The organism is Bernardetia sp. Wsw4-3y2 (genome assembly GCF_037126295.1).
Lineage (GTDB): Bacteria > Bacteroidota > Bacteroidia > Cytophagales > Bernardetiaceae > Bernardetia.
The window spans coordinates 19,014-43,327 of the sequence record NZ_CP147018.1; the positions used below are offsets into that span (position 1 = coordinate 19,014).

Sequence of the window (24,314 nt, forward strand, 5' to 3'; positions counted from 1 at the left end):
AAAGAATGAATCATAAAGTAAAATCATTTCCAAAAAAAAATATTCTCTATTTTATATTTTTCAGTATTTTATCTATTTCTCTTTTTTCATGTGAGCCAAAAGATGAAATGATTAGTACAGATAAAAGCAATAGAATCAGTTTTTCGCCTGACACTGTGTTTTTTGATACACTTTATACAGGTTTCGAATCGCCTGTACAGCGTGCTAGTATCAAAAATTTTAATAAAGAAGCTCTGAATATTTCACGTCTGTATCTTCAAACTGGAGAAAACTCACCTTTTCGTCTGACTATAAATGGAATAAAAAAACAAGAAGCAACAGATATTTTTTTGAGAGGAAATGATAGTTTACGTATCTTTTTAGATATTATTCCTCCTACATTGAATACTGATGGAATTACCAAATTAGAAGATTTTTTGGTGGTAGAAAGTAATGGAAATATTGAAAAACTGCCTTTGATTGTGTGGTTACAAGATGGGATTTTATTAGAAGATTCTGTTTTGGATTGTCAGACTGTTTGGAGTGGAAAAAAGCCATATATTGTTAAAGGCAATGTGTTGGTAGACGAGAATTGTAAACTAACCATAGAAGCAGGTGTAAAAGTGGTTTTTCTGACAGATGCTGCTCTTTTGGTAGCTGGTTCTTTGGAAATAAATGGAAATTCAACTGAAAATGTAAAGCTAGGAAGTTTTAGAAATGATGGAGCATTTGAAAATGCGTTAGGACAATGGTTTGGAATCTTGTTTGGAGAAAATAGTAAAAATAATAGAATTTCTTATGCCATGATAGAAAATGCCAAAACAGGAATACGTTTTGGAACGCCTGATAATGATACAATTCCAGATTTGGTTATTGAAAATACGATTATCAGAAATATGGCTGACGCTGGTGTTTTTTGTTTGAATTCTGATGTATTGATTCAAAATACACTTATTCATAATTGTTTGAATCGAACTTTTTCAGCAGGAGCAGGAGGAAATTATTATTTTTATAATAATACGTTTGCCAATTTTGGATTTAATTTTTTTAGAGAAGAACCTTCTTTTGAGCTTTCAAATACCTTAGCATTTGTAGATACAACAGGAAATGAACAAATTATCAGAGAAGATTTAAAAGCCTATTTTATAAATAACATTATTTGGGGAAGTATAGACGAGGAATTGATTTTATTTGCTTCTCCTCAAGCAGGCTTTCAAACATTTTGGAATGCTAATCTTCTGAAAACTAAACTTGTAGATGCATCATTACCAAATATTTTAAATCAAGATCCAAAATTTGAAGATGCTTTTAATGGAAAGTATGGGTTAGATTCGCTCAGTCCTGCCATAAATGCTGGTCTTGATATTGGCTTAGAGATAGATTTGGAAGGCAAAGCCAGAGATTCTAATCCTGATATTGGGGCTTTTGAGAAAGAATAGTTTTAGAATTACGAATTTTATTTTTTAAAAGACTTTTTCATTATCGAACGGTTCGTTTTGAGCGAACCGTTCGGTAAAAAATTGCAAAGAAACTACTTTTTAGGCAATGTAACTCTATAATCAGCAGCTATTTTTCCTTTACTAATTTTATCTAATTTTCCTTTCAAAAGTTGTTTTCGAAGTGGAGAAAGATAATCAGTAAACAACACACCTTCAATGTGGTCGTATTCGTGCTGAATAATTCGGGCAGCAATTCCATCAAAAGATTCCTCATGAAGCTCCCAATTTTCATCATAATAACGAATTTTGATATTTGGTTTACGAGAAACTTCACCTCTAATCTGTGGAATAGATAAACAACCTTCTTCAAAAGTCCATTCTTCGCCTTCTTCTTCCAAAATTTCAGCATTGATAAATACTTTTTTGAAGCCGTCTAGTTCTTCATCCATTGCACCACCATCGACAACAAAAATACGTTTTCCAAGACCAATTTGAGGACCTGCTAAGCCGACACCACTTGCCGAATACATCGTTTCGAACATATCATTTGCGAGTTCTTTTACATCAATAGAACCATCTTTCTTTATATCAGTTGCTTTCTTACGAAGCACAGTATGACCATATACGTATATTGGACGAATCATAATTTCAGATTTTGTTTTTTGAGAATGAAAATAATGACAAAGGTACAGAAAATAAGATTTTTTTTGTAGAGAATTATAAAAATGAAAATCAACCTAAATAAACTTGTTTGTTATAGTACTTTCCATAAAAATATCGTAATCCTTCTAAATCTTTTCTTATGGTTGCTTTAGGAACTTTTTCTTCAAATTCTTTTGCTAATTCATTGTCATCTGTTGATAAATTGACATACAAAACATTACTAATTTTGCTAAAAAACTCAATAAATTTTTCTCTATTTTTATTAAAATCATATTCACTAAGAGCCAAATATACTGGAAACCATCCACTTGCTAGGCGAATGGTAGGAGGAGTAGAAATAGTAACTTCATTTACCATTGTGTTAATTTTACGATTAAGATTTATTTCATGGTCAAAACCGTTATAGAACGTAAAGTCTATTTTTGCCAATTTTGAAATTGGGTGTCTTTTCTTTAATCCGAATCCTTTTTTGATATAAATAGCTGTTTCTTTTACTTCAATTCCTTTTGTTTGGAAAGCATTAAAAATAAAAGGAATACTAGTAAGTCCTGCCACAACTCCCCAAAGCCATACTAAATCAGTAACATTAAGAATCAATAAAATAGAAATAATAAAACTAATAATTCCTGTCGGAACGGCTGTAATTAAAGCTGTATTTCCTCCATAACTTTCAGCTGAAAAAATAACCTGTTCTAGTTGCTTTAACTTCTTTACAAACTTAAAATTTTGTTTTGCAGGAACTTGGCTTAACGTTTCAGTTTGATTACAATGCTTTTCTCCTAAATACTTCCAACTTCCTTCTAAAAAAGCAGACTTACAACTTGCACAAATAACAACTTTATCGCCTTCTTTTATCAAATCCCCAGTAATTGGGTCTTGACGACTTTCTTGTAAAATAGGACTGTTTGAAAGAATTGTAATTGAATTTGTCATATTTTTATTAAAAAGTAATTTATGAAAGTTATATTTATGTGATTAACTCTATCAATATATTCAATGAAAATGTATTTAGAAGAATTATCGTTTTTTTTCGTTCAAAATTGGTAGCTATATTTTTCTCATTTCCAGTAAAATTTTCTTCAAGTAATTTCATAATTTTTATTTTATCAATACAAACTAAAACGCTCTAAATTTAGTATTTTTGATAAACAACTAAAAATAAAATTATGTCTATTCCACAAGGAAAAATAACTGTAGAAGAATATCATCGTTATCAAGATATTTCAGATGACCGTTTGGAGTATCTCAATGGAATTATAAAAGCAATAGCAGGAACAACCATTGAACACGAAATGATTGTTATGCGTTTGGTGCGAAAACTGAGCGAATGCTTAGAGAAAAAAGGCTGTACACTTGTTACAGGAAGTATGAGAATGCACTCTCTAGAATGCGATAAAGCATTTTTATATCCAGATATTCATATTTATTATGGAGAGGTAAAAACCGAAAAACTAAAACATGGAGCTTATGCACTTGTAGAACCAACAATTATTATAGAAGTTCTTTCAAATGCTACTAAAAATTATGATAAAGGAGATAAATTTGAGTGTTATCGTAGAATAAAAACTCTCAAAAAATACATCATGATTGAAAGTAACTTGGAAGATAACAAACCAACTGTTCATGTTCGTAATTTGGAAAACGAAAAGCGTTTTATTGAAGATGTTTTAGAACTAGAAAATATTTTGGAGGTTTTGGGTTGTGAGTTGCCTGTGAAAGACATTTATGGGGTTTAGATTTGTTACTTTATCCTTAAAAAAGCATTCTATGTTATAAAATATCTCAGTTCAATCTTATATTTTTGCCATGAAACTACTATTTTTTATTTCTGTTCTCTTACTAACCTTTTCTACTTCATTTGCTCAAGACAGCCTGTTATATCCAGCCATAAAAAATAAAAAATATGGTTTTATCGATAAAACAGGAACATTTATCATTGAACCTCAATATGATAAAACATTTTATTTCAAAGAAAATGGATTAGCTACTGTTCAAAAAGATGATAAATATGGATTTATAAATAAAAATAATGAAGTAATCATTCCTATAATATATGATGATTTTCAAAGTTCTAATGAAGCATATTATTTGCCTGTTATCAACGATTCCTGCTATTACCTTTTTGATAAAAAGGGTGAAATTATTGACAGTTACTGTTTAGTAAACAAACCAAAACAGTGTTGTACTGGAGGATATTATATATATGATAAATGGGTAGCAAAAAAGTTAGAAAACGAGTTCTATGAAATTTTCAATCTTGATTCTACTGATAAAGTAAAAAAGACAACGATAAAAGGTCATGTTATTCCATTAAAGAACAGCTATTTTATTCATACAGGTAGTAGGATTTATATTTTTAACTATAAAGGAAATTATATATTAGATCTTGAAACTGATGCAATTAGTTCTCTTAATAGAGATTATGATTCTCTTCTTATTTATAAGACAGATGATGCATTATACAATTTAAATGAAATTGATAGTCCTTCTTATAGTATAAGACCTAGTAAATACATTTATATAGACGAAAAAGGAAATATTAAGGAAGAAACTTCTGATAGTATACTATCATATTATCAAGAGTTTCAACAGATTGGTACAGAAAGATATGCTCTCTGTACATACAAACTTATGTCAGAGTTCTTTGGGTTAGTTATGCCATCTATAGCTTTAATAAATGATAAAAACGAAATTATACTCAAATCTACTACTGCTAACAATTATATTCTTAATTCCTACGAAGTTCTTATTATTCCTAATCAAAAGTTAATTGCTTTAAAAGATTCAGATTTCAAAATCTATTCTATCATTAATTTCGAAGGAGAAATAATTTTAAAAGGAAGTTTTAAACAGGTTGAGAGTATTATACCCGAAAAATATATTGCTGTATCAGAAAATGGTAAATGGAAAGTTTTTGATGTTATTAATAGAAAATTCCTTGATAAAGAGTATGATTACATTTATCCGTTTTATGGAGAGTTAGCACGTATCTATCAAAAAGATAAAACCACAAATAAAAATAAGGTCGGATATATTAATCGTGATTTTGAAGTTGTGTATATGGAAGAATAGCTCCTAATCTACTCAAATCTTGCTAAAACTCTAACCAAAAGGCTATAAATTTGTTACCTTTGTTTAGCGTAAAAAATAATATAGAAATTTACTTCCCTAGAATATAATTATGGCATCAGCTACTCCCAAAAAAAACAAAAGTAAGACGACAAAACAATCAAAAAGCAAAACAGAACAAACTAAAACAGTTGTAGATTCTATTCATTCGAATGGAAATCATCCCAATACAACCGATTTTATAGAAATTTTTGGAGCGAGAGAGCATAATTTGAAAGATATAGATATTTCTTTTCCTCGTCAGCAACTCATTGTCATTACTGGGATTAGTGGAAGTGGAAAATCGTCGCTTGCCTTTGATACCATTTATGCAGAGGGGCAGCGTCGTTATATGGAGAGTTTTTCGGCGTATGCACGTTCTTTTTTGGGAAACTTGGAGCGTCCAGATGTGGATAAAATTAATGGCTTGAGTCCAGTAATTAGCATCGAACAAAAAACGACTTCCAAAAATCCACGCTCAACGGTAGGAACGACAACAGAAATTTACGATTTTATGCGCTTGCTTTATGCTCGTGCAGGTATTGCCTATTCGTACAATACAGGTGAACGAATGATTCGCCAAACAGAAGAACAGATTTTAGAGATAATTTTTGAAGATTATAAAGATAAAAAATTGGTGCTTCTTGCGCCAGTTGTAAAAGGACGTAAAGGACATTATAGAGAGCTTTTTGTACAGCTTCGAAAAAGTGGTTATACAAAAGTCAGAATTGATGGCGAAATAATGGAACTCGTTCCAAAAATGCAGACTGACCGTTATAAAACACACGATATTGAAGTTGTTGTTGATAGAATTATCGTTACTAAAGATGATGAAAAGCGAATCATGGCATCACTCAAAACGGCTATGAAAGTAGGTAATGGAATTGTGATGGTGCAAGAACATGCCAACGATAATGAAAAGACGGAAGCTCGTTTTTTCTCTCGTTTTTTGATGTGTCCCACTACAGGAATTGCGTATGACGAACCAGCACCAAATATTTTTTCGTTCAATTCGCCTTATGGAATGTGTCAGACCTGTAATGGTTTGGGGAAAATTGAACAGCTTACCGAAGAATCTATTATTCCAGATGAAACATTAAGTATTAGTAGAGGAGCGATTGCGCCTTTGGGAGAATACCGTGACACGTATTTTTTTAAGAAACTGGCTGCCTTTATGAAAAGTCAAAAGGTAAATATTACGACCATTTGGAAAGAAATTGATAAAAAAATCCAACAAAAAATACTTTATGGTTCGAAAGAAATTGTAAAAGTAAAAGCCAAGTCTTCTGACAGAACATGGAACAGTGAATTTGAAGGAGTCATCGACTATTTAGAAAAATATCAATTAGAAAGTGGAAGTTCGAAACAACAATCAAGTTTACAAGATTATTTGACTGTTACAGTTTGTCCAGATTGTGATGGCGCAAGGCTCAAAAAAGAATCTTTATATTTCAAAATTGCAGATAAAAATATATCTGAATTAGCTCAAAAAGACATCAATCAGTTAGGAGAATTTTTTGAAGATATTGAAAGCCGTTTGGAAGCAAGACAAAATATTATTGCTGCCGAAATCTTGAAAGAAATTAGAAAACGAATTGGCTTTTTATTGGATGTGGGTTTGGATTATCTAACCCTTGACCGACCTGTAAGAACGCTTTCAGGTGGAGAAGCACAGCGTATTCGTTTGGCTACACAGATAGGAACTCAACTTGTCGGAGTTTTGTATATTTTGGATGAGCCAAGTATAGGACTTCATTCAAGAGATAATGTAAAACTGATAAAGGCGTTGCAGGATTTGCGTGATTTGGGAAATACAGTAATTGTTGTCGAACATGACAAAGATATGATGTTGGCAGCCGATTATTTGATAGACATAGGACCAGGTGCAGGAAGACATGGAGGACGAGTGGTAGAAGCAGGAACGCCAACCGAATTTTTGAAGGGAAATAGCACAACAGCGCAATATCTAAATAATCAAAAACGCATAGAAGTTCCGACAGAACGCAGAAAAGGAAACGACAAAGAGCTTGTTTTGAAAGGTGCGACAGGAAATAATTTGAGAAATGTTACAGCACATTTTCCATTGGGCAAACTGATTTGTATTACAGGCGTTTCAGGTTCTGGAAAGTCTACATTGATTCATGACACGCTTTATCCAATTCTGAACAAACATATTTACAGAGGAGTCAAAACGCCTTTAGAGTATAAAGAAATTGAAGGTTTAAAGAATATTGATAAGGTTATTGAAGTCGATCAGTCGCCTATTGGTCGTACTCCTCGCTCAAATCCTGCAACTTATACAGGCGTTTTTACAGATATTCGTGCTTTGTTTACACAGCTTCCAGAAGCAAAAGTTAGAGGTTACAAACCAGGGAGATTTTCGTTTAATGTAAAAGGTGGACGTTGTGAAGAGTGCGAAGGAGCAGGACGTAAACTTATAGAAATGGACTTTTTGCCTGATGTTCATGTAGAGTGTCCGATGTGTAAAGGAAAACGCTACAACAGAGAAACTTTAGAAATTCGTTTTAAAGGAAAATCTATTGCCGATGTTTTGGATATGAGTGTAGAAGAAGCATCAGAGTTTTTTGCTAATCAGCCTAATATTTTGCGTAGAATCAAAACACTCAACGATGTGGGTTTGGGTTATATCACTCTAGGACAACACGCCACAACACTTTCAGGTGGAGAAGCACAGCGAGTAAAACTTTCAAGCGAACTATCAAAAAAAGACACAGGAAAAACATTTTATATTCTTGATGAGCCTACAACAGGTCTGCATTTTAAAGACGTTCAGTTTTTACTAGATGTTTTGGACAAATTAGTAGGAAAAGGAAATACTGTTTTGGTCATCGAACACAATTTGGATGTAATTAAAGTATCCGATTGGATTATCGATTTAGGTTTAGAAGGAGGCGCAGCAGGTGGACAAATTTTGGTAGAAGGAACTCCTGAAAAAGTAGCTAAAAATAAGAAAAGTTATACTGCTAAGTTTTTGAGAGAAGAGTTGAAGTAGATTTTTAAGTGTCAGACAATTCTCAATGTTTTTAAATTTATGACTAAAAAAATAATAGATTGCTTTTTGGGAATAGTAATAAGCAGTATCACAACTGCTGTTACCTTGTTGGTTACTTTCTTCTTTACTTCTACTTTTCCTGAAGCTCAAGAATGGAAAATGAGTGGAGTAAAACAAATAATTCCTATGCTTATTGCCAGTCTAGTTTTTATGTTTTCTCTAACATTAGGATTGAAACATTGGAGAAGAAATAAAAAACATTTAGCTGTTTCACTCAATATTCTTCCTTTTATAGTGCTTTGTGTTTTTACCTACAAATCAATAGAAAAACTCAATTATCATACTCCTTTTGATAGTAAAGAATGGAATAAATCAGCATATAAAAATGATAACATGGCAATTACCTTATTAAAAAATGAAGAATTAATAGGATTGACCAAAAAAGAAATAATAGCAAAACTAGGAGATTCAGATGAAAAATACACATCTCAAGACACCAATACAATAGATATTTTATCGTACTCAACATTAAATAACTACGAATTGATAATCTATTTAGAAAAAGGAATAGTAACTAAAGTAATGTATAAAAAATCTTATTTTTAGTTTCTAAACAAGCTAATCTCATTCTAGGTTATAAATTCAAAAACAAGTTTTTAAAAGCCGATAGGAAAGTAATTTGAATTGTATAAACCAATATTTCATCAAAAAACTCTCTTCTTGCTTACCAAACTCAAAAGCTGTATTTTTACAGAAAAAATAATACGATAATTCAAAACAGAATCAATCAAAAATGAAAATAGGCGATAAAGTGCGTATGCTTTCGGGAACAGAAGAAGGCGTTATCACAAAAATCTTACAACACGGACAAGTAGAAGTAGAAATTGAAGAGGGTTTTCGTCTGCCTGTTATGGCTGCCGAAGTAGTCTTAATCCACAAACAAGAAGAAAAATATTTTGGTAAAAAATCGCCTGTTTCAGTCGTGGAAGAAGAGAAAAAGCCACTTTTCAAACCCACCAAAAAAGTAAAAAAGTCTACTGTCGGAGAAGGAATTTATCTTGCCTTTACTGATTTTAATGATAAATTATTGAATGTTTATTTGGTAAATAATATGGCTTATTCTATGCTTGTTACGGTAAGTGAACAGCTAGAAAATGGTCATGAAAAACATCTTTTTTCAGAACAAATAGACAAAAAAGATGCGCCAAGAGTTCATAGATTGAGCAGAGAAGAATTTAATAATTGGAAACCTCTCATTATTAGAGCGATTTTTTTTAAAGAAGGAAATTTTGAGCCTAAACAAACGCTGTTTTTTCAAATGGGTTTTAATAATTCTTTTTTCAGAATCAAACGAACTGCGCCAGTTTTGGAAAGAGAATCGTATCTTTTTAGAGTAGAAGGAAGAGAAATTCAGCCTGATTTGCCAGTTGAAAAGCCACAAGTTATTGATGTAAATAGTCTTAGAGAACGAATTATAGAAAATAGCTCAAAAGTTTCTCCTTACAAAACAGAAGCTCCACCCTCTGAAATTGACTTGCACATCGAAGTTTTGTCGCCAGACCATTATGACGTAATGACAAATGAGGCAATAATTACCATGCAATTAGAACATTTTGAGATTTATTTGGATAAAGCATTGGCTGCCAATATGGAATCAATTATTTTTATTCACGGAATAGGAGTTGGAAAACTAAGACAAGAAATTCATAGAAGGCTTAGCCAGCATCCACATGTGAAATACTATCAAGATGCTTATAAAGATAAATTTGGCTATGGAGCTACAAAGGCAGTTTTTAGATAAAATGTAAAAACAGGATTAAAATCCTGTTCAATTTATAAGTCAAAATAGTTTTTTTGAAAATAAAGTAGGCTAACAACTAAAATAAAGGAAAATGCTCTTAATAAAAGATTTAATGCTACTATTTAACATTTATTTAACTCTATTTTACGACACTTGGAACGGCTTTAGCCCTCAACGAAGTTAAAGTGTCAGTTACTTTAGCGAACTTTTTGATACGTTAATCAGTTACTTTTAAGTAAAACAAAAAAAATTATAACGAAAAAATAGTAATATGCACAACGAAACCCAACGACAAAAACAAGTTTCAAAAATTATACAAAAAGATTTAGGCGAAATTTTTCAACTTCAAAATATAGGTAAAGATTCTTTAGTTACAATTACGGCTGTAAAATCTGCTCCTGATTTAGGGCTTTGCAGAATTTATGTCAGCGTTTTTCCTCCTGTAAAACAATATGCAGTAATGGAAGAAATTGAGAAAAAAAGTGGCTTAATTCGTAGCGAAATAGGAAAACGTGTTAGACATCAATTTAGACAAGTTCCTAATTTAGAATTTTTTGTTGATAAAACAGAAGAAGAAGCTGCTGAAATAGAACAACTTATCGATAGCTTGGATATTCCACCAGCTCCAGATGAAGATGACGAAAACTATGGTGACTACAAAGATGAAGGAAGACTAAGCGCAGACGATTTTTAAATGTAAAATTTTGTAGCTTACTTTTTAGAGTGAGTAAAATATACCGAATGCTTTAGCTTTCGGAAGAAAATATCCATTTCAAAAAACTAAAATTTAGTTGAGGAATGGATATTTTTTAGCTTTATGCTACATTAACATTACTTTTTAGATTTTTTAGTCTTGATTTTAGACTATTCTAAATTGACTTTCTTATATTGTGGACACTATTAAAAACCACCAAATTATGCTTACTTATTTTGATTAAACTAAGGTAATTCTTTGAAATCAAAAATAACTTAACAACTATTCAACTATGGAAAATATAGAAAAATCAGAAAACATCAATTCTAACTTAGACGTAGATTTGCATAATGAAATAAAAGATTTAATTGGTAAAGAAGACTTTATCGAAGCTACAAAACTCAATAAATACCACATCGAACTGTTTGCAGGTTTGCTAATGCGTACCTTGAAGTTACAGCAAGCAAATGACCTTTATAAAGCTATTGCCAACAACGAAGGACTAGATTTCTTGAAGTCCTTTTTTGAGTTTTTGAATATAAAAACGATTGTTAACGAACAAGAATTAGAGCGTTTTCCAAAAGAAGGTGCATTTATTACAGTTTCTAATCATCCTTTTGGAGTGATTGACGGACTTTTATTGATGCGTTATTTGGTAGAACAAAATAAAGATTTTAAGGTAATGGGAAATTTTCTATTAATGAAAATTGAACGTCTAGCTCCTTACGTAATTCCTGTAAACCCTTTAGAAAATCATCAAGATGCTTACTCTAGTATGGCTGGAATGAAGGCTGCCCTTACTCAACTTCGTGAAGGAAAACCTTTGGGTATTTTTCCTGCTGGTGAGGTTTCTAGTTATCAACCAGAATTAAAAACAATTTCTGACCGTCAGTGGCAAACTCCTGCTATCAAGCTCATCAAAAAAGCAAAAGTTCCTATTGTTCCCATTTATTTTCAAGGAAGTAATAGTCGTATTTTTCATTTGATAGGAAAACTACATCCACTTTTAAGAACAGCTTCTATTCCTCGTGAAATGTTTAATAAAAAAGGCGAAGAAGTAAGAATAAGAATTGGACATCCTATTTCTGTAAAAAGCCAAGAAGATTTTGATGATATAGAACGTTTTGGACGTTTTTTAAGAGCCAAAACTTATGCTTTGGGTTCGACAATGGAAGTGAAAAAATTCTATTATCCTTCCTTTACTTTTCCTTCCAAACCTCAAGAAATAGTAAAAGAAAATTCAAAAGATAAAATAATAAAGGAAGTAGAGAAGCTCAAAGAAGCTGACAAGTTACTTTTTGTGCAGCAAAACTATGAAGGTTATGTAGCCAATTCAAATCAAATTCCGACTATTTTGAGTGAAATTGGAAGACTTCGTGAAATTACTTTTAGAGAAGTAGGGGAAGGAACAAATAAAAAAACGGATTTAGATGAATTTGATTTGTACTATCATCATTTATTTATTTGGGATAAAGATGAGCAAAAAATTGTAGGTGCATATCGTGTAGGCAGAGGCGACAAAATTATGCGTCGTTTTGGTAAAAAGGGTTTTTATTTGGAAAGTCTCTTCAAAATGGATGATGAGTTTACGCCTTATTTAGAGAAATCGTTAGAACTTGGTCGCTCATTTATTACAAAAGAATATCAACAAAAACGATTGCCTTTATTCTTACTTTGGAAAGGAATTTTGTTTTTCTTGCTCCAAAATCCTCAATATCGTTATTTAGTAGGGCCTGTAAGTATTAGCAGCAATTATACAGAAGCATCAAGAACCCTAATTGTAGAGTTTATTCAGCGTTATTTTTATGATGAAAAATTATCAAAATTAGTAGCTCCACGAAAAGAATTCAAGCCAAAATTAGATTTATTAGATACAGATGCACTCTTTGAAGGTGCACATGATTTGGCTCAATTAGACAAACTCTTGTGGGATTTAGAACCAAATCGTCATTCTGTGCCTGTTTTACTCAAAAAATATATTCAACTTAATGCAAAGATTATTTCTTTCAATCTTGATCCAAAATTTAATAATGCGCTTGATGGTCTGATGGTTTTGGATATTAATGAAGTTCCAGAAGAAACGATTAAGAATTTGAATAAAGAAATGGAATTGCCTTCTTAATATTATAATTAGCAACTTAGTTCAAGTTTCAATGCTTGAACTAAGAGCATTTAAAAGATAATAGAAATAATATGAGTTTTATAGAGTGGGTTATTTTAAAAAAAATAGAACTTGATGAGTTCAGGAAAGCATTTTCTAATATATTAAAGCCACAAAAAATAGATTTTATTTCAAAAAATGAATTTTATGATTTGTTATACGAAAAGAATCCTAATCTATCATCTGATAATATAGAGTTAATAATTTTTGGTATAGAAGTTTTCCAAAATGATAATCAAACTCATATCAATCTTGATACAATGATTGATTATGAAAATAGTCAAATACTTAGGTATGCTATAAAATTAGCTAGATATATAAATTCAGATATAGTTATGGGAGACTATATATATGTGGGACATTCTTTGTTGATAAAACCTACTGGTGAAGTATTTGGTGTTATAGAAGACCAAAGCATTGAACAAGATAGGATAACATTTTATCCTAATTCTATACATAAAGCAGACTTAAATAAATATTTTTTCCACTAACTTAGTTCAAGTATCGGCACTTGAACTAAGTTAGTAAAAAATTTATTACTTCAAAATTTCATTACTAAGCATTTCCAAAACCTCATCAATTTTATTTGTCAGTTCTTGATTATCAATACCATGACGATTTGCTAAAAATGAACCTTTAAAATAACTTACCTGTGTTTTTCCATTTTCATCTTCCCATAAAAGAATTTTCATAGGTAAATCCAAACCCATAGTAGAATTCAATGCCATTAACTGACTTCCTACTTGTGGCTTCCCAAAGATAAACAAACGAGTAGAACGAAGCTGCAAATCTGCATTTTTGGCTGCTTTGTCGTGTTCTACTTTTGCAATGAGTTTAAATTCTTTTTCTTTGAGTAGTTTTTCTAATTTTTCGCTTGATTTATCTACGGACAAAGAACTTTCTTTTGTTTGTAAATCAGCTAAACTACTTTCTAATTGTAATTTGTGTAATTGTGGTTCTTCTATATCTGAGACAGTAATTTTATCTAAAATTGCATTCATTTTTTCTTCTAATTCTGGAAGCGTAATTTCATAGCGATTCATCAAAATTGAAGCATTATTGTAAATTACTTTTGTTGTTCCATTATTATCATAAACAAGTATTTTCATAGGTAAATCTATTGCAACGGCTTGATTTTGTTGCATTAGCTGTGTTCCTGCTTTTGGGTTACCAAAAATAATCAAACGATTTTCAGAAAGTTCCATTTCTACACCTTTTGCAGCTTCCGAATGGTTTACTTCTGCAATAATTTTGAGGTTTTCATTTGCTTCAATCGCTGACTTGATAGAATTATAAACTTCATCTACACTTTTAGAATATTTCTTTTGAACAAAAGGCATTTGCATAGTAGCCGTTTCTGATTCATCAACTTCAATGTTAATTGATGTGGTATCAATGTTTTCAAGAGAATCTAAAGCCGAAATTTCAGAATCTGTTTTTTTACTTTGGTTGTCATTACAGGACGAAAAAAGTAAAATAGAAGAAGCACAAATAGGAATAAAATAACTGAAAATAGGTTTCATGATTTTCATTTTTTTAGTTGGAAGGTTTTGAAAATACAACTGAATATAGAATAGAACTACATGCAACCTTCAACGAGGCTTTGCCGTCGTTGAGGTATTTGAAATTAACTGGTAACTGTTTAAAGAATTCCTCCTCCATCTACATGCAAGACAGAACCATTAACAAAACTAGCTTCTTCTGAGGCTAAATACAAATACGCATTTGCGACATCTTCAGGCTTTCCTGCACGACGAACAGGAATAGAAGCAATAATTTTTTCTTGAAATTCTTGTGGAATAGAAGCTGTCATTTCAGTTTGAATATAACCTGGGGCAATGGCATTGACTGTAATTCCATCTTTTCCTACTTCTCTAGCAAGGCTTTTTGTAAAACCAATTACGCCAGCTTTTGCAGCCGAATAATTTGTTTGTCCAAAATTCCCATAGACACCAGCAATAGAAGAAGCATTGATTATTCTTCCCTGTTTTTGGGCTTTCATGTGTGGAACGACTGCTTTTGCACAGTTATAAACACCTGTAAGATTGACATTAATAACATCATCCCAAAGATTGTCTGTCATTTTCAAAAATGAAGAATCTCTAAGTATCCCTGCATTATTTACCAAAATATCTATTCTACCAAAATCAGAAATCACTTGCTGAGTTGCTTTTTCTAATCCTTCTCTATCAGCCGTATTGACTTTATAGAATTTTCCGTTTAAAGAATCAGCCGTTTTTTGTCCTTCCTCGTCCAAATCCCAAATTACGATTTTTGCACCTGCTTTGTGGAACGTTTCGGCAACAGCTTTTCCAATTCCTTTTGCGCCGCCTGTGATGAGAGCGACTTTATCTTTTAATGAAAACATGTTTTTTATTTAGTTTGTGTGTGAATTGTTATGATTTAACAAAAAGTTCTTCTATAAAAAATCAATTATAAAAAGTAGTTTATAATAATATATGCATTAACTATTAAACCTAACAAAATAACGAGATAGAGAATACTCATAATAAACCATTTTTTCCAAAAAAAAGAGCGATAAACTAGAAATGTTATTAAAGTAATGATAGAATTTATAATTATCAAAAGTAGTATTTCTCCTAGCATAAAAAAGAAGCTATCTTTTACTTGTGTTTGTAACTCATAAGCAAAAAGACAAACTATAATAAGAAAGCTATTGATCAATAAAACTCCTAACCAACTACTTTCCTTTTTTATTAATGTTTCTCTATCTAAGATTTCTTCCATACAAAGGCTATGTTACGAAATGCAAACACTCTAAAGAGTGTTCTACAGAATTTTATATTTATACAGCTACTCCCTTCACTTTCTCAACAGCCTTATGATACACTTCTTCATACAAAGGTAAAATATTTGAAAGTTCAAATTCTTTTGCTCTTTTGAGTGCATTTTCTTTAAAGGTAGGTAAATTAGCGTCATCTAAGATAACTAAAGCATTTTTTGCCATATCTTCTACATCGCCAACATTACTCATAAAACCACTCACACCTTGTACATTCAGCTCTACAAGTCCACCTGCATTACTTGAAATGACAGGCACTTCACACGCCATTGCTTCTAAAGCAGCCAAACCAAAACTTTCTGTTTCTGAAGGCATTACAAATAAATCAGCTACCGATAAAACTTCTTCAATGGCTTCAATTTCTCCCAAAAAACGAACATCATCAGAGAGTCCTAACTGTTTTACAAGCTCTTCCATTGGACTTCTTTCAGGACCTTCTCCAACAAGCAATAATTTTGCTTCAATCTGTTTTCTGATTTTAGCAAAAACTTTTATAACATCATCAATACGTTTTACTTTTCTAAAATTAGAAGTATGAACCACTAACTTTTCTCCATTCGGACAAATAGCTGTTTTGAAATGGTCTTTTTTCTGTCTTTTAAAACGTTCTAAATCAATAAAATTGGGAATAACATCAATATCTTTTGTAACCTTAAATGTATCATACGTTTGCTGACGAAGACTATCCGAAACTGCTGTAACGCCATCCGATTCATTGATGCTAAATGTCACAACAGGCGCATAACTAGGGTCTTTTCCAACAAGGGTAATATCTGTTCCATGCAAAGTTGTAACAACTGGAATTTGGATTCCTTCTGTTTTCAAAATTTGCTTTGCCATATAGGCAGACGAGGCATGAGGAATGGCATAATGAACATGCAAAAGGTCAAGTTTTTCACACTTAACTACATTTACCATCTTACTGGCAAGTGCAAGCTCATAGGGAGGATATTTGAAAAGTGGATATGTTCTGATATCGACTTTATGATAAAAAATGTTGCCACTCAAAAGGGCAAGGCGTGAAGGTTGGTCGTAAGTGATAAAATGAACTTGATGCCCTGCTTCTGCAAGTGCTTTTCCTAGTTCTGTAGCTACTACACCACTTCCACCATAAGTAGGATAACAGACGATTCCTATTTTCATGAATTTTAATGAGTTTGTAAAAAGTAAGAATGAGTTTGATTAAAATTTGTATTATCTTTTCCCTAAATTATTAAATATCTAAATTACCTTTCTAAATCTGTGCTTTTCCCACCAAATCATCAAAATAAATAGCTGAATGAGAAGCATTGTAAGTACATTTTCCATTTTCTACTAATAGAACTTGAGGTGATTCGTGATTGATATTCAATTCTTCTGCAATCATATTTGAAATATTTCTATGCTGAATTAAATCTAAATAATAAGGCTGTACATTTCCCATTTTTTCTTGATTCCATTGACGTTCGAAGCGAGAAAGAGCCATGGAACTAATAGAGCAGCGTGTACTGTGTTTGAAAATAAGAACAGGAGTTGTACTTGAATCTTTAATGATTTCTTGCAGTTTTTCAGGAGTTTCTAATTTATTCCAGTTCATGATAGGTTCGTTGAATAGTTTGGAAATGAATTTTGTGACTAAATTCATTGTTTTTTGATTAAAAGTTTAGTTAAAATTTGTATTCAAAACGTGTCTTTGCTTATAAAGTTTAGAGTTTTTTTTTGAAAAATCGTAATTCTAGTCATTCTTTGTGTTTTTTTAAATGTTCTATAGCTCAGAAATTATTTTTTGACATAAAAAAAGGCAAACCAAAATTTTGGTTTGCCTTTTTGCAGTTATTTACGTGTAAGTTACTCTTCAATTTTTTTGAAGTCATGAATAGAAGTCAGCCCATCTGCTGTAACTTTAAATATTATTTCATTGAGTAATTGATCTTTTTCATCTTGATAAAAGAAATATCCTTGTCTTCCTCGTACATCTGAATCGTTTATGGCAATTCCTGCTACTTGTATCGAATTTACAGTTTGCTCAGGAATTCTTAGCGCAACACCTTCATAAGAATTTATATCTACTAATTGTAGTTTGAGGGTAATAGAACTATCAGGTGGAGAAAGTTTATAAGTAAAGATTATCTCGTCAGCAACACTACCTGCTGAAACAGTTGCAGTATCTTTAAATACTAAATCACTACCAAAATCAATCTCTCCTGCATATTTTCCGATTATCAAAGATTTGTAATCTGGTTTTGGTGTTTCTGTTTCACTGTCTCCACAAGCACTAAAAATAAATAATGAAGTAGTGATGAATAAAATAAATTGATACGTGATACTATATTTTGATTGAGTATTCATATAATGACGTTATTGATGATTTTTGAGTTTGATTTTTATAAGATGCAAAATTAAGCATTAAATACTTTTAAACAAGACCCTTTTTTTTAAGAAAATGCTGCATTGACTGAAATTTATTTTATTTTTTTCCATAACTCTTCCAAAAAATAGCAAAATAATTAGTAATTTGTTTTTACCAAAATTTACCAAATTATCATTAATCAATTTTTACTTATGGCTACTCATTCAGAAAAAAATAGAAGAGAGAAAGAAGAACTAGAAAAACGAATATTAGAACAGCTCAAAAAACAAGTTTTTGATAAAGATGAACAACTCAAAAGCCATCAAGACGATACATCTGTCAGAGAAGCTACCAAAGAAGCCTTAGCAGAAATGACTTCTCTAGAAAAAGAAGATGTAGAAAAAATCTATCAAAAAATAAAAAGAGATGAGCTAGAAAAAATTGCAAGAGAACAACTTTCAAAGAAAACAAAAAGAAATACATTTTATTTAATCGTTTTTGCGCTTGGATTAATTAGTATTTCGGTAGCCTATTATTTATTTCGTCCTAAGCCTGTTGAGCCTGTTTTGTTTTCGTATACAGAAGACTTTGAAACAGAATCAAGTATTTTTGTAAATGAAGAAAGTTATAATTATAAAAAAAATATCGAAAATGGAGAGTTTATTTATGAAAGCAATATTGATGAATGGTGTTATTGGAATAGCAGTCCAGTCATAAAATTTCCAGAAAACTACACTATTACAACCAAGAGTAATTGGAAAAGTGGGTCGTATGCAATGTATGGAATTAACCTAATCAATAATAATGAAAACTACATGATTTTTTCTCTTAGTAAAGAAGGAAAAGCAAATGTATCAGTGCGCTATTATGATAAATTCACAGATAATGATTGGAATTACAAAGTCTTTACAGATAAATCAAATGCTCATATACAACGTATTGAAGTAAAGGCAGGCAATTACGAATATTATATTGATGATAAATTTATCCGAAAAGGAAAATTAGCACCTTTTCAATTTAATTATATTGGATTTAGACTTTGCGACCACCAAACTATTGGTTTTGAAGAAATTAGTATCAAAAATGATGATACAGGAGAATATATTTTAATTGAATCATTTGAAAATCCGACGACGACTACTTTTTCAGATTGGGATGTGGATAGCAAATTTAGTTATACCTTTGAAAATAAAGAAGGCAAATTTATTATGAATCATAATGAAGAGGAGTTTTGTCATCGTACAGAAGCCTTTTTACCAACTGTTAGGCAAGATAAAAAATGGGAACTAAGTACAGATGTAACTTGGAAAGAGGGTCAGCCAAAAGATTTTGGTGTTTTATTTATTTCTGGAAATGGAGAAATAGGCGAGTTTATGATAACAAATGCAGGAAAAGCTGTTTTTAAACTCGTCGGACAAGATAATAAAGTAACTTATGCGACAAAGTATGTTCCAACAGGATTTGTCAGTAAAGGAAAAGAAACTTATCGTTTATCTATAAAATCATTAGGAAATAAACAGTTAGAATTTTTTGTCAATGATAAAAAAGTATTGAAGGAAGAAATGCTTTTTTCTAAAATTGAAAAAATAGGACTGATAACTTGTGGAACTCAAATAGTTGAGTTTGATAATGTAAAATATGAAGAAAAATAAATAGTTTTTAATCAGAAAAATCAAAATAGCTAAACCTCATACGATTGAAGTTTAGCTATTTTATTGTTTCAACTTTTTTGATGTTGTGCTGGAAGTAAAGAGCTTTCAGAAACCCAAATTTTGACATTTGAAATTTCATTTTGTTTTAATTCTTGATTAAAAAACTCAATAATTTCAGCATCTGAATAACGCAAACTAAAGTGAATCAATACAAAAATTATATTTGAATTAGCTTTAATAATTGATTTTAAATTTTGCCAATGGCTATGTCCTCTTTCTGCTGCATACTCAAAATGCTCATCTGTAAGAAAAGTGCATTCTGTAAAAATGACAGGATAGTTCAATAAAAAAGAATTTTCCTCAAAGACTTTTTCAGTTGTATCTCCCAAAAAAGCAAATTTGGGTTCATACATCCATTCTTCTACTTCTTCTGTTTTTTTCTTTTCTGCTAAAAACTTTCCAAACTTTCGCATTTCATTTTTTGCTAAATATTCCCGCTTTATTATTTCATATTCAGCTTTTAAGCGACGGTTTTTTTCAGAAAAAGCATAACCAACACAATCAATACGATGAAAACATTCTGCGATTTCTACTTTATAATTGTCATGTTTTCCAAAGAAAATAGTATCATTTTTTTCTATTCCTTTAATAGAACAGTTTCCTCTCAGTTCTGGATTATAGGGCGCAGAATGATTTAGTTCTCGTCTTACCAAAATATATTTTTCTAAATAAGAAACTGATGATTTTGGTAAATAAATTTCAACGTCTCTTTTGCTAGACAAATATTCAATATCTGCAATATGATCGTTGTGTGTATGCGTAACAAAAACGTGTTTTGCTTGGTTTCCTTCTGCTAAAGCTGCATCCAAACAAATATCAAGTTGAGGAATATAAAAAAAAGTTTTGTCACCACTTCTTGAGTAGCCTTTTATTTTCCAATGTGTATTTGGAATTTGCCATTCTAGCCATTGCCGAAAAGGATGCTTATTTTTTAGTTTCTCAATTGTAAAATTAGTAGTTGTAGTATCCATTGTTTCCATTATTTATCTTGGTAAGTATTGTTCAATCTAACAGAATTTTATTTATTTTTAGTTCAGAGAAAATTAATTTATCAAAAAATATTCTTAAACAACTTCTTATAAAAAATACTATTATGAAAAATTCAACTAAAGTGATAATCGGTGTTATTGTGCTTTTTATGCTTATTTTCGGAATTATGGTTTCGAAGTTAAATAAAAGCAACACAGAAAGTATTCTAAATCAAGAAGGAAATGGAACAATAAAATTGATTAGAGAAGCAAGAGAAGGACGAAAAGTGAGCTATCAGATAATAGAACTAGAAAATGGAGATACTTTCAAGATAAATAGTTCTTTGATAGAGAAGATACACATTGGAGATTCTGTCTACAAAAAGAAAGGCGAACTATTTTATACTGTTGTTGATGCCAAAACAAAAAACACACTTAAAATAAATCTTTAGAAAATAGCAATTATTTAAATAATAGTTTGAAATTGATTTTGAAGTAAGAATGATATTTGCTATTTTAGATAGAGAACCAAATAATTATCTAATGAAATTGTCAAATTCTTCGAATAAAAAAACCAACTATCTATCTCCAGATTGGATTACGCAAGGTCTTATAGATTTTGAGTATAAAAAATATATGCTTTTAGCATACTTGCAATACACAAAAAAACAATTTGATGAAGTAAAATTATATCCTACTTTTTCAGAACTGCTTTTTCATTATAATAATCTACTTCAAATAAAAGAAAACAAACAGCTCTTATCAGACAAATTTCCTAAAAAACTTTCCAAAGCAGATTTTGAGAAATTGAAACTGACTTATACTTCTATTTTGAAAGATGATGACATGATGCAAGAAATAGAAAGTGTAGTTGAGTTTGCTTTACCAAAAATCAATGCTAGTGTAAATGAAGGAAAACAGATTTATGATTGGATAAATCAGCATTTAGAGATTGTTCCTGTCGGAATTACGCCTATTTATTTTAGAGAAGGATATTTATTTTTAGGAGTAAATGAAAATCAGAATAAAGAAAAGCTAAATAATATAGTTCAGATTTATAAATATAAAATTACACTTTTCGAAAAAACAGACACCAAGGAAATTTTGAGAGGATTGAACTTGCAACATATAGATACACTTCTAAAAAGTAAGTTTGAAACTTATGAAAACCTGAAAATAAATCTTATTAGAAACAATAGAAACTTACCAAATCCCGCTACTTTTTTGATGCAGAGTTCTGTTGTTTGCTCATTTGAAAATTCTATCTTTCCAATTGCAAAGCGTCGTTTGGTGGAGTATTTGGCTGTTTTGGAGAAAAGATAATATTTTAATTTTATTAAATAACTCAAGTTGTGAATTATGAGTATTTCAGACTTCCTAGTCTGAATAAGTAGCATTTTCTTAAAAAGCTATTTTTACCTTTACACAGACTGGGAAGTCTGTGATACGCAAATTGAGTTAAATAAAAAATGGTTCAAATGTTTGTGTTTGAACCATTTTTCTTTTCTTACTTAACCACTTCCACCGTAGTACGACGGTTTAGTTGATGTTCTTCTTCATTTTTAGCATTTGGTATTTTCAAACGATTTTCGCCATACCCTACTGCTTTTATTTTATTTTTAGAAATTCCTTTTGCAATAATATAGTTTACAGCAGAATTTGCACGACGTTGAGAAAGATTCTGATTATATCTATTAGACCCCCTTGAATCGGTATGAGAACCCATTGTAAGTTTAGCATCTGGATACATAGCCAAGTATTCTTTCAAGAAAACTACAAAGTTATCTAGTTTTTCTTTTGCTTCTGGCGTAAGTCTATCTTTATCCAATTCATACAAAATCTCAATCTCTGGTGGCAACATATCTTTTCCTTCCCCTCCACCTGTTACGAAAAAGTCTTTTGTCAAGACAAAAGCAGTATCAAAATAAACAAGTGTGTACATTTGAGTTAGTTTAGTCTCATCCAAACCACGACCAACAGTAGAAAAAGCGTTATCATTTTTTGGTAAATATCCTGCTGCATTTACATCTATATCATATACTTTTCCAATAACAAGGGAAGTATCAAATAAGAATTTTCCTTTATCATCTGTTGAAACTTTTACGATATTATTATTTCCTAAGTTTAAATCCATTTCTACACCTGAAAGAAATTCACGAGTATTTTCTACTTTATCAATTCCTTCTACTGTTCCACGAAGCACATAACGTACTTCACGAATATCCAAAGAATCTAAATGAAAGCGATAAATGTCATCATTCGTTTCTGTTATTGTGCTGTCCATTCCATTTTTATTATCACGTTTTGAGGTAAAATAACCTCCTTTATCTTCTTTTTCTGTAAAAGTAAGTCCAAAATCATCGCCTGCACTATTTATTGGCGCACCTACATTACGAACTTTCTTAATCATTGAAGTAGTATCTGTATCTGAAGGATTTTTCATTTCTTCTTGCACAAAAATATCCAAACCACCTAAACCACCTTGCCCATCAGAAGCAAAAAAGAAACGACCTGTTTCATCAATATAAGGGAACATTTCATTTCCTTCTGTATTAATATCGTCTCCCAAACGCTGAACATTTGACCATGTCTTGTCTCTGTCGTTATAACTTGCTGTATAAATATCTAAGCCTCCTTTGCTAGAAGCACGATTAGAAGAAAAATAAAGTGTCTGTCCATCTTTAGAAATATGTGGTGTTCCGTCCCAATAGCTACTATTTACATAGGTTAATGCTTTTGGTTCTGACCAAACTCCATTGCTCAAAGAAGATGTATAAAGACTTACTTCTTTGTCAGATTCTCCTCTTTTATCACCATTTCCACTACGAGCAAAAATAACAGTATTTCCATCAGGCGAAAAAGTGGCTGATGCATCATGAGTTCCTGCTTTATTAAAAACATCTCCTCCCCAAATTTTTACTGTTCCCACACAAGCATTGGTTGTGTCAGAAATATCGTTTTCAGTTTCGAAACTGTACAAATCATAAAAACCTTGTCCTGTTCCTTCATAAGTAGCTTCTTTTCTTCTATCTGATGAAAAAACAAGTTTGTTCATCCATTTTGTAGGTGCAAAATCAGAGCTTTCTGTGTTTATTCCATCACAAGGAACAACTGTTACATATTTGTTACCTTCTATAATCTGATTGATATTTTTTAGGTTTTCAATCTCTGTTTGAGCTAAAGTTTTGAGCTTTTGATTGATGCCTAACTTTACATAATCTTCAAACTGTACTTTTGCAGCATCATACATTTTATTGACTTTCAATGCTTCGGCTGTGTAATAACGAAGTGTATCACGGTCACCTGCTGTAAGTTTTTCTGTTCCTGCTTCTTTGGTTTTGTTATAATAAGGAAGAGCCATTTGCAAACGGTTCGAACGGCGATAGGCTTCTGCAATCTTATAATTTACCTCGGCAGCTTTGGCTGGATTTTTAGACAAATAAGACTGATAAAGCGTAATTGCTTTATTGTATGCTGCTCTATCAAATTCGGATTCTGCTTTTTGATAAACAGATGAGCAACCTGTAAAAAATGCAAAAAGTAAACCCAAAGCTAGAAATAGCTTAATAGAATTACCTTTTTGATATTGGTTTTTGAGATTCATAGTAGAATAATTACGAATTAAAAATTACGAATGTAATACG

The 24,314-nt window shown here is 31.1% G+C and carries 22 protein-coding genes; 12 read left to right on the forward strand and 10 right to left on the reverse strand.

The window, feature by feature from the left end; all coding sequences use genetic code 11:
• Window positions 1-5 precede the first annotated feature (5 nt).
• Window positions 6-1,418, forward strand: a complete 1,413-nt coding sequence (locus V9L05_RS21535) for a choice-of-anchor Q domain-containing protein (protein ID WP_338815628.1) — start codon at window positions 6-8, stop codon at window positions 1,416-1,418.
• 92 nt (window positions 1,419-1,510) lie between these two features.
• On the opposite strand, the gene def is transcribed toward V9L05_RS21535, so the two are convergent.
• The 3 genes from def to V9L05_RS21550 form a co-directional block, all read right to left on the reverse strand.
• Window positions 1,511-2,062 (reverse strand): peptide deformylase, encoded by a 552-nt coding sequence (gene def / locus V9L05_RS21540; protein ID WP_338815629.1) that lies wholly within the window; start codon window positions 2,060-2,062, stop codon window positions 1,511-1,513.
• An 88-nt stretch (window positions 2,063-2,150) separates the two neighbouring features.
• Complete coding sequence (locus tag V9L05_RS21545; RefSeq protein ID WP_338815630.1) at window positions 2,151-3,014, reverse strand: hypothetical protein; 864 nt, start codon at window positions 3,012-3,014, stop codon at window positions 2,151-2,153.
• 34 nt (window positions 3,015-3,048) lie between these two features.
• Window positions 3,049-3,174 (reverse strand): hypothetical protein, encoded by a 126-nt coding sequence (locus V9L05_RS21550; protein ID WP_338815631.1) that lies wholly within the window; start codon window positions 3,172-3,174, stop codon window positions 3,049-3,051.
• A gap of 73 nt (window positions 3,175-3,247) precedes the next feature.
• On the opposite strand from V9L05_RS21550, the gene V9L05_RS21555 reads away from it, so the two are divergent.
• From V9L05_RS21555 to V9L05_RS21590, 8 genes are all read left to right on the forward strand, one after another.
• On the forward strand, window positions 3,248-3,817 hold the full coding sequence (locus tag V9L05_RS21555) for a Uma2 family endonuclease (RefSeq protein ID WP_338815632.1): 570 nt from the start codon (window positions 3,248-3,250) through the stop codon (window positions 3,815-3,817).
• A gap of 70 nt (window positions 3,818-3,887) precedes the next feature.
• Window positions 3,888-5,153, forward strand: a complete 1,266-nt coding sequence (locus V9L05_RS21560) for a WG repeat-containing protein (RefSeq protein WP_338815633.1) — start codon at window positions 3,888-3,890, stop codon at window positions 5,151-5,153.
• 109 nt (window positions 5,154-5,262) lie between these two features.
• Window positions 5,263-8,202, forward strand: a complete 2,940-nt coding sequence (gene uvrA, locus V9L05_RS21565; protein WP_338815634.1) for an excinuclease ABC subunit UvrA — start codon at window positions 5,263-5,265, stop codon at window positions 8,200-8,202.
• Window positions 8,203-8,241: 39 nt separating this feature from the next.
• Window positions 8,242-8,808 (forward strand): hypothetical protein, encoded by a 567-nt coding sequence (locus V9L05_RS21570; protein WP_338815635.1) that lies wholly within the window; start codon window positions 8,242-8,244, stop codon window positions 8,806-8,808.
• A gap of 187 nt (window positions 8,809-8,995) precedes the next feature.
• Window positions 8,996-10,003, forward strand: coding sequence for a Smr/MutS family protein (locus tag V9L05_RS21575; RefSeq protein ID WP_338815636.1), 1,008 nt, complete (start codon window positions 8,996-8,998; stop codon window positions 10,001-10,003).
• A 271-nt stretch (window positions 10,004-10,274) separates the two neighbouring features.
• Entirely contained in the window at window positions 10,275-10,697 is a 423-nt protein-coding gene (rbfA, locus tag V9L05_RS21580; protein WP_338790731.1) for a 30S ribosome-binding factor RbfA, read from the forward strand.
• A 292-nt stretch (window positions 10,698-10,989) separates the two neighbouring features.
• Window positions 10,990-12,819 (forward strand): GNAT family N-acyltransferase, encoded by a 1,830-nt coding sequence (locus tag V9L05_RS21585; protein WP_338790732.1) that lies wholly within the window; start codon window positions 10,990-10,992, stop codon window positions 12,817-12,819.
• A 71-nt stretch (window positions 12,820-12,890) separates the two neighbouring features.
• On the forward strand, window positions 12,891-13,349 hold the full coding sequence (locus V9L05_RS21590; protein ID WP_338815637.1) for a hypothetical protein: 459 nt from the start codon (window positions 12,891-12,893) through the stop codon (window positions 13,347-13,349).
• 45 nt (window positions 13,350-13,394) lie between these two features.
• Here V9L05_RS21590 and V9L05_RS21595 read toward each other — a convergent pair whose 3' ends face one another.
• From V9L05_RS21595 to V9L05_RS21615, 5 genes are all read right to left on the reverse strand, one after another.
• Entirely contained in the window at window positions 13,395-14,390 is a 996-nt protein-coding gene (locus V9L05_RS21595; protein ID WP_338815638.1) for a DUF302 domain-containing protein, read from the reverse strand.
• A 110-nt stretch (window positions 14,391-14,500) separates the two neighbouring features.
• Complete coding sequence (fabG, locus tag V9L05_RS21600; protein ID WP_338815640.1) at window positions 14,501-15,226, reverse strand: 3-oxoacyl-[acyl-carrier-protein] reductase; 726 nt, start codon at window positions 15,224-15,226, stop codon at window positions 14,501-14,503.
• Window positions 15,227-15,664: 438 nt separating this feature from the next.
• Window positions 15,665-16,804 carry an N-acetyl-alpha-D-glucosaminyl L-malate synthase BshA gene (bshA, locus tag V9L05_RS21605; protein ID WP_338790739.1) on the reverse strand — a complete coding sequence of 380 codons (1,140 nt, stop codon included), beginning with the start codon at window positions 16,802-16,804 and terminating at the stop codon, window positions 15,665-15,667.
• 91 nt (window positions 16,805-16,895) lie between these two features.
• Entirely contained in the window at window positions 16,896-17,285 is a 390-nt protein-coding gene (gene ytxJ, locus V9L05_RS21610; protein WP_338815641.1) for a bacillithiol system redox-active protein YtxJ, read from the reverse strand.
• A gap of 203 nt (window positions 17,286-17,488) precedes the next feature.
• A complete protein-coding gene (locus V9L05_RS21615; protein ID WP_338815642.1) occupies window positions 17,489-17,989 on the reverse strand; it encodes a hypothetical protein in 501 nt (166 codons plus the stop codon).
• A 213-nt stretch (window positions 17,990-18,202) separates the two neighbouring features.
• Between V9L05_RS21615 and V9L05_RS21620 the strand changes: the two genes are divergently transcribed.
• Entirely contained in the window at window positions 18,203-19,642 is a 1,440-nt protein-coding gene (locus tag V9L05_RS21620; RefSeq protein WP_338815643.1) for a hypothetical protein, read from the forward strand.
• A 68-nt stretch (window positions 19,643-19,710) separates the two neighbouring features.
• Here the strand turns inward: V9L05_RS21620 and V9L05_RS21625 are convergent, their stop codons facing one another.
• Complete coding sequence (locus tag V9L05_RS21625) at window positions 19,711-20,673, reverse strand: MBL fold metallo-hydrolase (protein WP_338815644.1); 963 nt, start codon at window positions 20,671-20,673, stop codon at window positions 19,711-19,713.
• Window positions 20,674-20,795: 122 nt separating this feature from the next.
• Here V9L05_RS21625 and V9L05_RS21630 point away from each other — a divergent pair, with 122 nt between their 5' ends.
• Both V9L05_RS21630 and V9L05_RS21635 read left to right on the forward strand, forming a co-directional pair.
• Window positions 20,796-21,122 (forward strand): hypothetical protein, encoded by a 327-nt coding sequence (locus V9L05_RS21630; RefSeq protein WP_338790744.1) that lies wholly within the window; start codon window positions 20,796-20,798, stop codon window positions 21,120-21,122.
• A 91-nt stretch (window positions 21,123-21,213) separates the two neighbouring features.
• Window positions 21,214-21,993 carry a hypothetical protein gene (locus tag V9L05_RS21635; protein ID WP_338815645.1) on the forward strand — a complete coding sequence of 260 codons (780 nt, stop codon included), beginning with the start codon at window positions 21,214-21,216 and terminating at the stop codon, window positions 21,991-21,993.
• A gap of 184 nt (window positions 21,994-22,177) precedes the next feature.
• Here V9L05_RS21635 and V9L05_RS21640 read toward each other — a convergent pair whose 3' ends face one another.
• The gene (locus tag V9L05_RS21640; RefSeq protein ID WP_338815646.1) at window positions 22,178-24,274 is read right to left on the reverse strand and encodes an OmpA family protein; all 2,097 of its coding nucleotides are present in this window, start codon (window positions 24,272-24,274) and stop codon (window positions 22,178-22,180) included.
• Between the last annotated feature and the right edge of the window lie 40 nt (window positions 24,275-24,314).

Bases quoted from the DNA above. Each gene is read 5' to 3' on its own strand.
- V9L05_RS21535 (WP_338815628.1), top strand. From the start codon at position 6: ATGAATCATAAAGTAAAATCATTTCCAAAAAAAAATATTCTCTATTTT.
- def (WP_338815629.1), bottom strand. From the start codon at position 2,062: ATGATTCGTCCAATATACGTATATGGTCATACTGTGCTTCGTAAGAAA.
- V9L05_RS21545 (WP_338815630.1), bottom strand. From the start codon at position 3,014: ATGACAAATTCAATTACAATTCTTTCAAACAGTCCTATTTTACAAGAA.
- V9L05_RS21550 (WP_338815631.1), bottom strand. From the start codon at position 3,174: ATGAAATTACTTGAAGAAAATTTTACTGGAAATGAGAAAAATATAGCT.
- V9L05_RS21555 (WP_338815632.1), top strand. From the start codon at position 3,248: ATGTCTATTCCACAAGGAAAAATAACTGTAGAAGAATATCATCGTTAT.
- V9L05_RS21560 (WP_338815633.1), top strand. From the start codon at position 3,888: ATGAAACTACTATTTTTTATTTCTGTTCTCTTACTAACCTTTTCTACT.
- uvrA (WP_338815634.1), top strand. From the start codon at position 5,263: ATGGCATCAGCTACTCCCAAAAAAAACAAAAGTAAGACGACAAAACAA.
- V9L05_RS21570 (WP_338815635.1), top strand. From the start codon at position 8,242: ATGACTAAAAAAATAATAGATTGCTTTTTGGGAATAGTAATAAGCAGT.
- V9L05_RS21575 (WP_338815636.1), top strand. From the start codon at position 8,996: ATGAAAATAGGCGATAAAGTGCGTATGCTTTCGGGAACAGAAGAAGGC.
- rbfA (WP_338790731.1), top strand. From the start codon at position 10,275: ATGCACAACGAAACCCAACGACAAAAACAAGTTTCAAAAATTATACAA.
- V9L05_RS21585 (WP_338790732.1), top strand. From the start codon at position 10,990: ATGGAAAATATAGAAAAATCAGAAAACATCAATTCTAACTTAGACGTA.
- V9L05_RS21590 (WP_338815637.1), top strand. From the start codon at position 12,891: ATGAGTTTTATAGAGTGGGTTATTTTAAAAAAAATAGAACTTGATGAG.
- V9L05_RS21595 (WP_338815638.1), bottom strand. From the start codon at position 14,390: ATGAAAATCATGAAACCTATTTTCAGTTATTTTATTCCTATTTGTGCT.
- fabG (WP_338815640.1), bottom strand. From the start codon at position 15,226: ATGTTTTCATTAAAAGATAAAGTCGCTCTCATCACAGGCGGCGCAAAA.
- bshA (WP_338790739.1), bottom strand. From the start codon at position 16,804: ATGAAAATAGGAATCGTCTGTTATCCTACTTATGGTGGAAGTGGTGTA.
- ytxJ (WP_338815641.1), bottom strand. From the start codon at position 17,285: ATGAATTTAGTCACAAAATTCATTTCCAAACTATTCAACGAACCTATC.
- V9L05_RS21615 (WP_338815642.1), bottom strand. From the start codon at position 17,989: ATGAATACTCAATCAAAATATAGTATCACGTATCAATTTATTTTATTC.
- V9L05_RS21620 (WP_338815643.1), top strand. From the start codon at position 18,203: ATGGCTACTCATTCAGAAAAAAATAGAAGAGAGAAAGAAGAACTAGAA.
- V9L05_RS21625 (WP_338815644.1), bottom strand. From the start codon at position 20,673: ATGGATACTACAACTACTAATTTTACAATTGAGAAACTAAAAAATAAG.
- V9L05_RS21630 (WP_338790744.1), top strand. From the start codon at position 20,796: ATGAAAAATTCAACTAAAGTGATAATCGGTGTTATTGTGCTTTTTATG.
- V9L05_RS21635 (WP_338815645.1), top strand. From the start codon at position 21,214: ATGAAATTGTCAAATTCTTCGAATAAAAAAACCAACTATCTATCTCCA.
- V9L05_RS21640 (WP_338815646.1), bottom strand. From the start codon at position 24,274: ATGAATCTCAAAAACCAATATCAAAAAGGTAATTCTATTAAGCTATTT.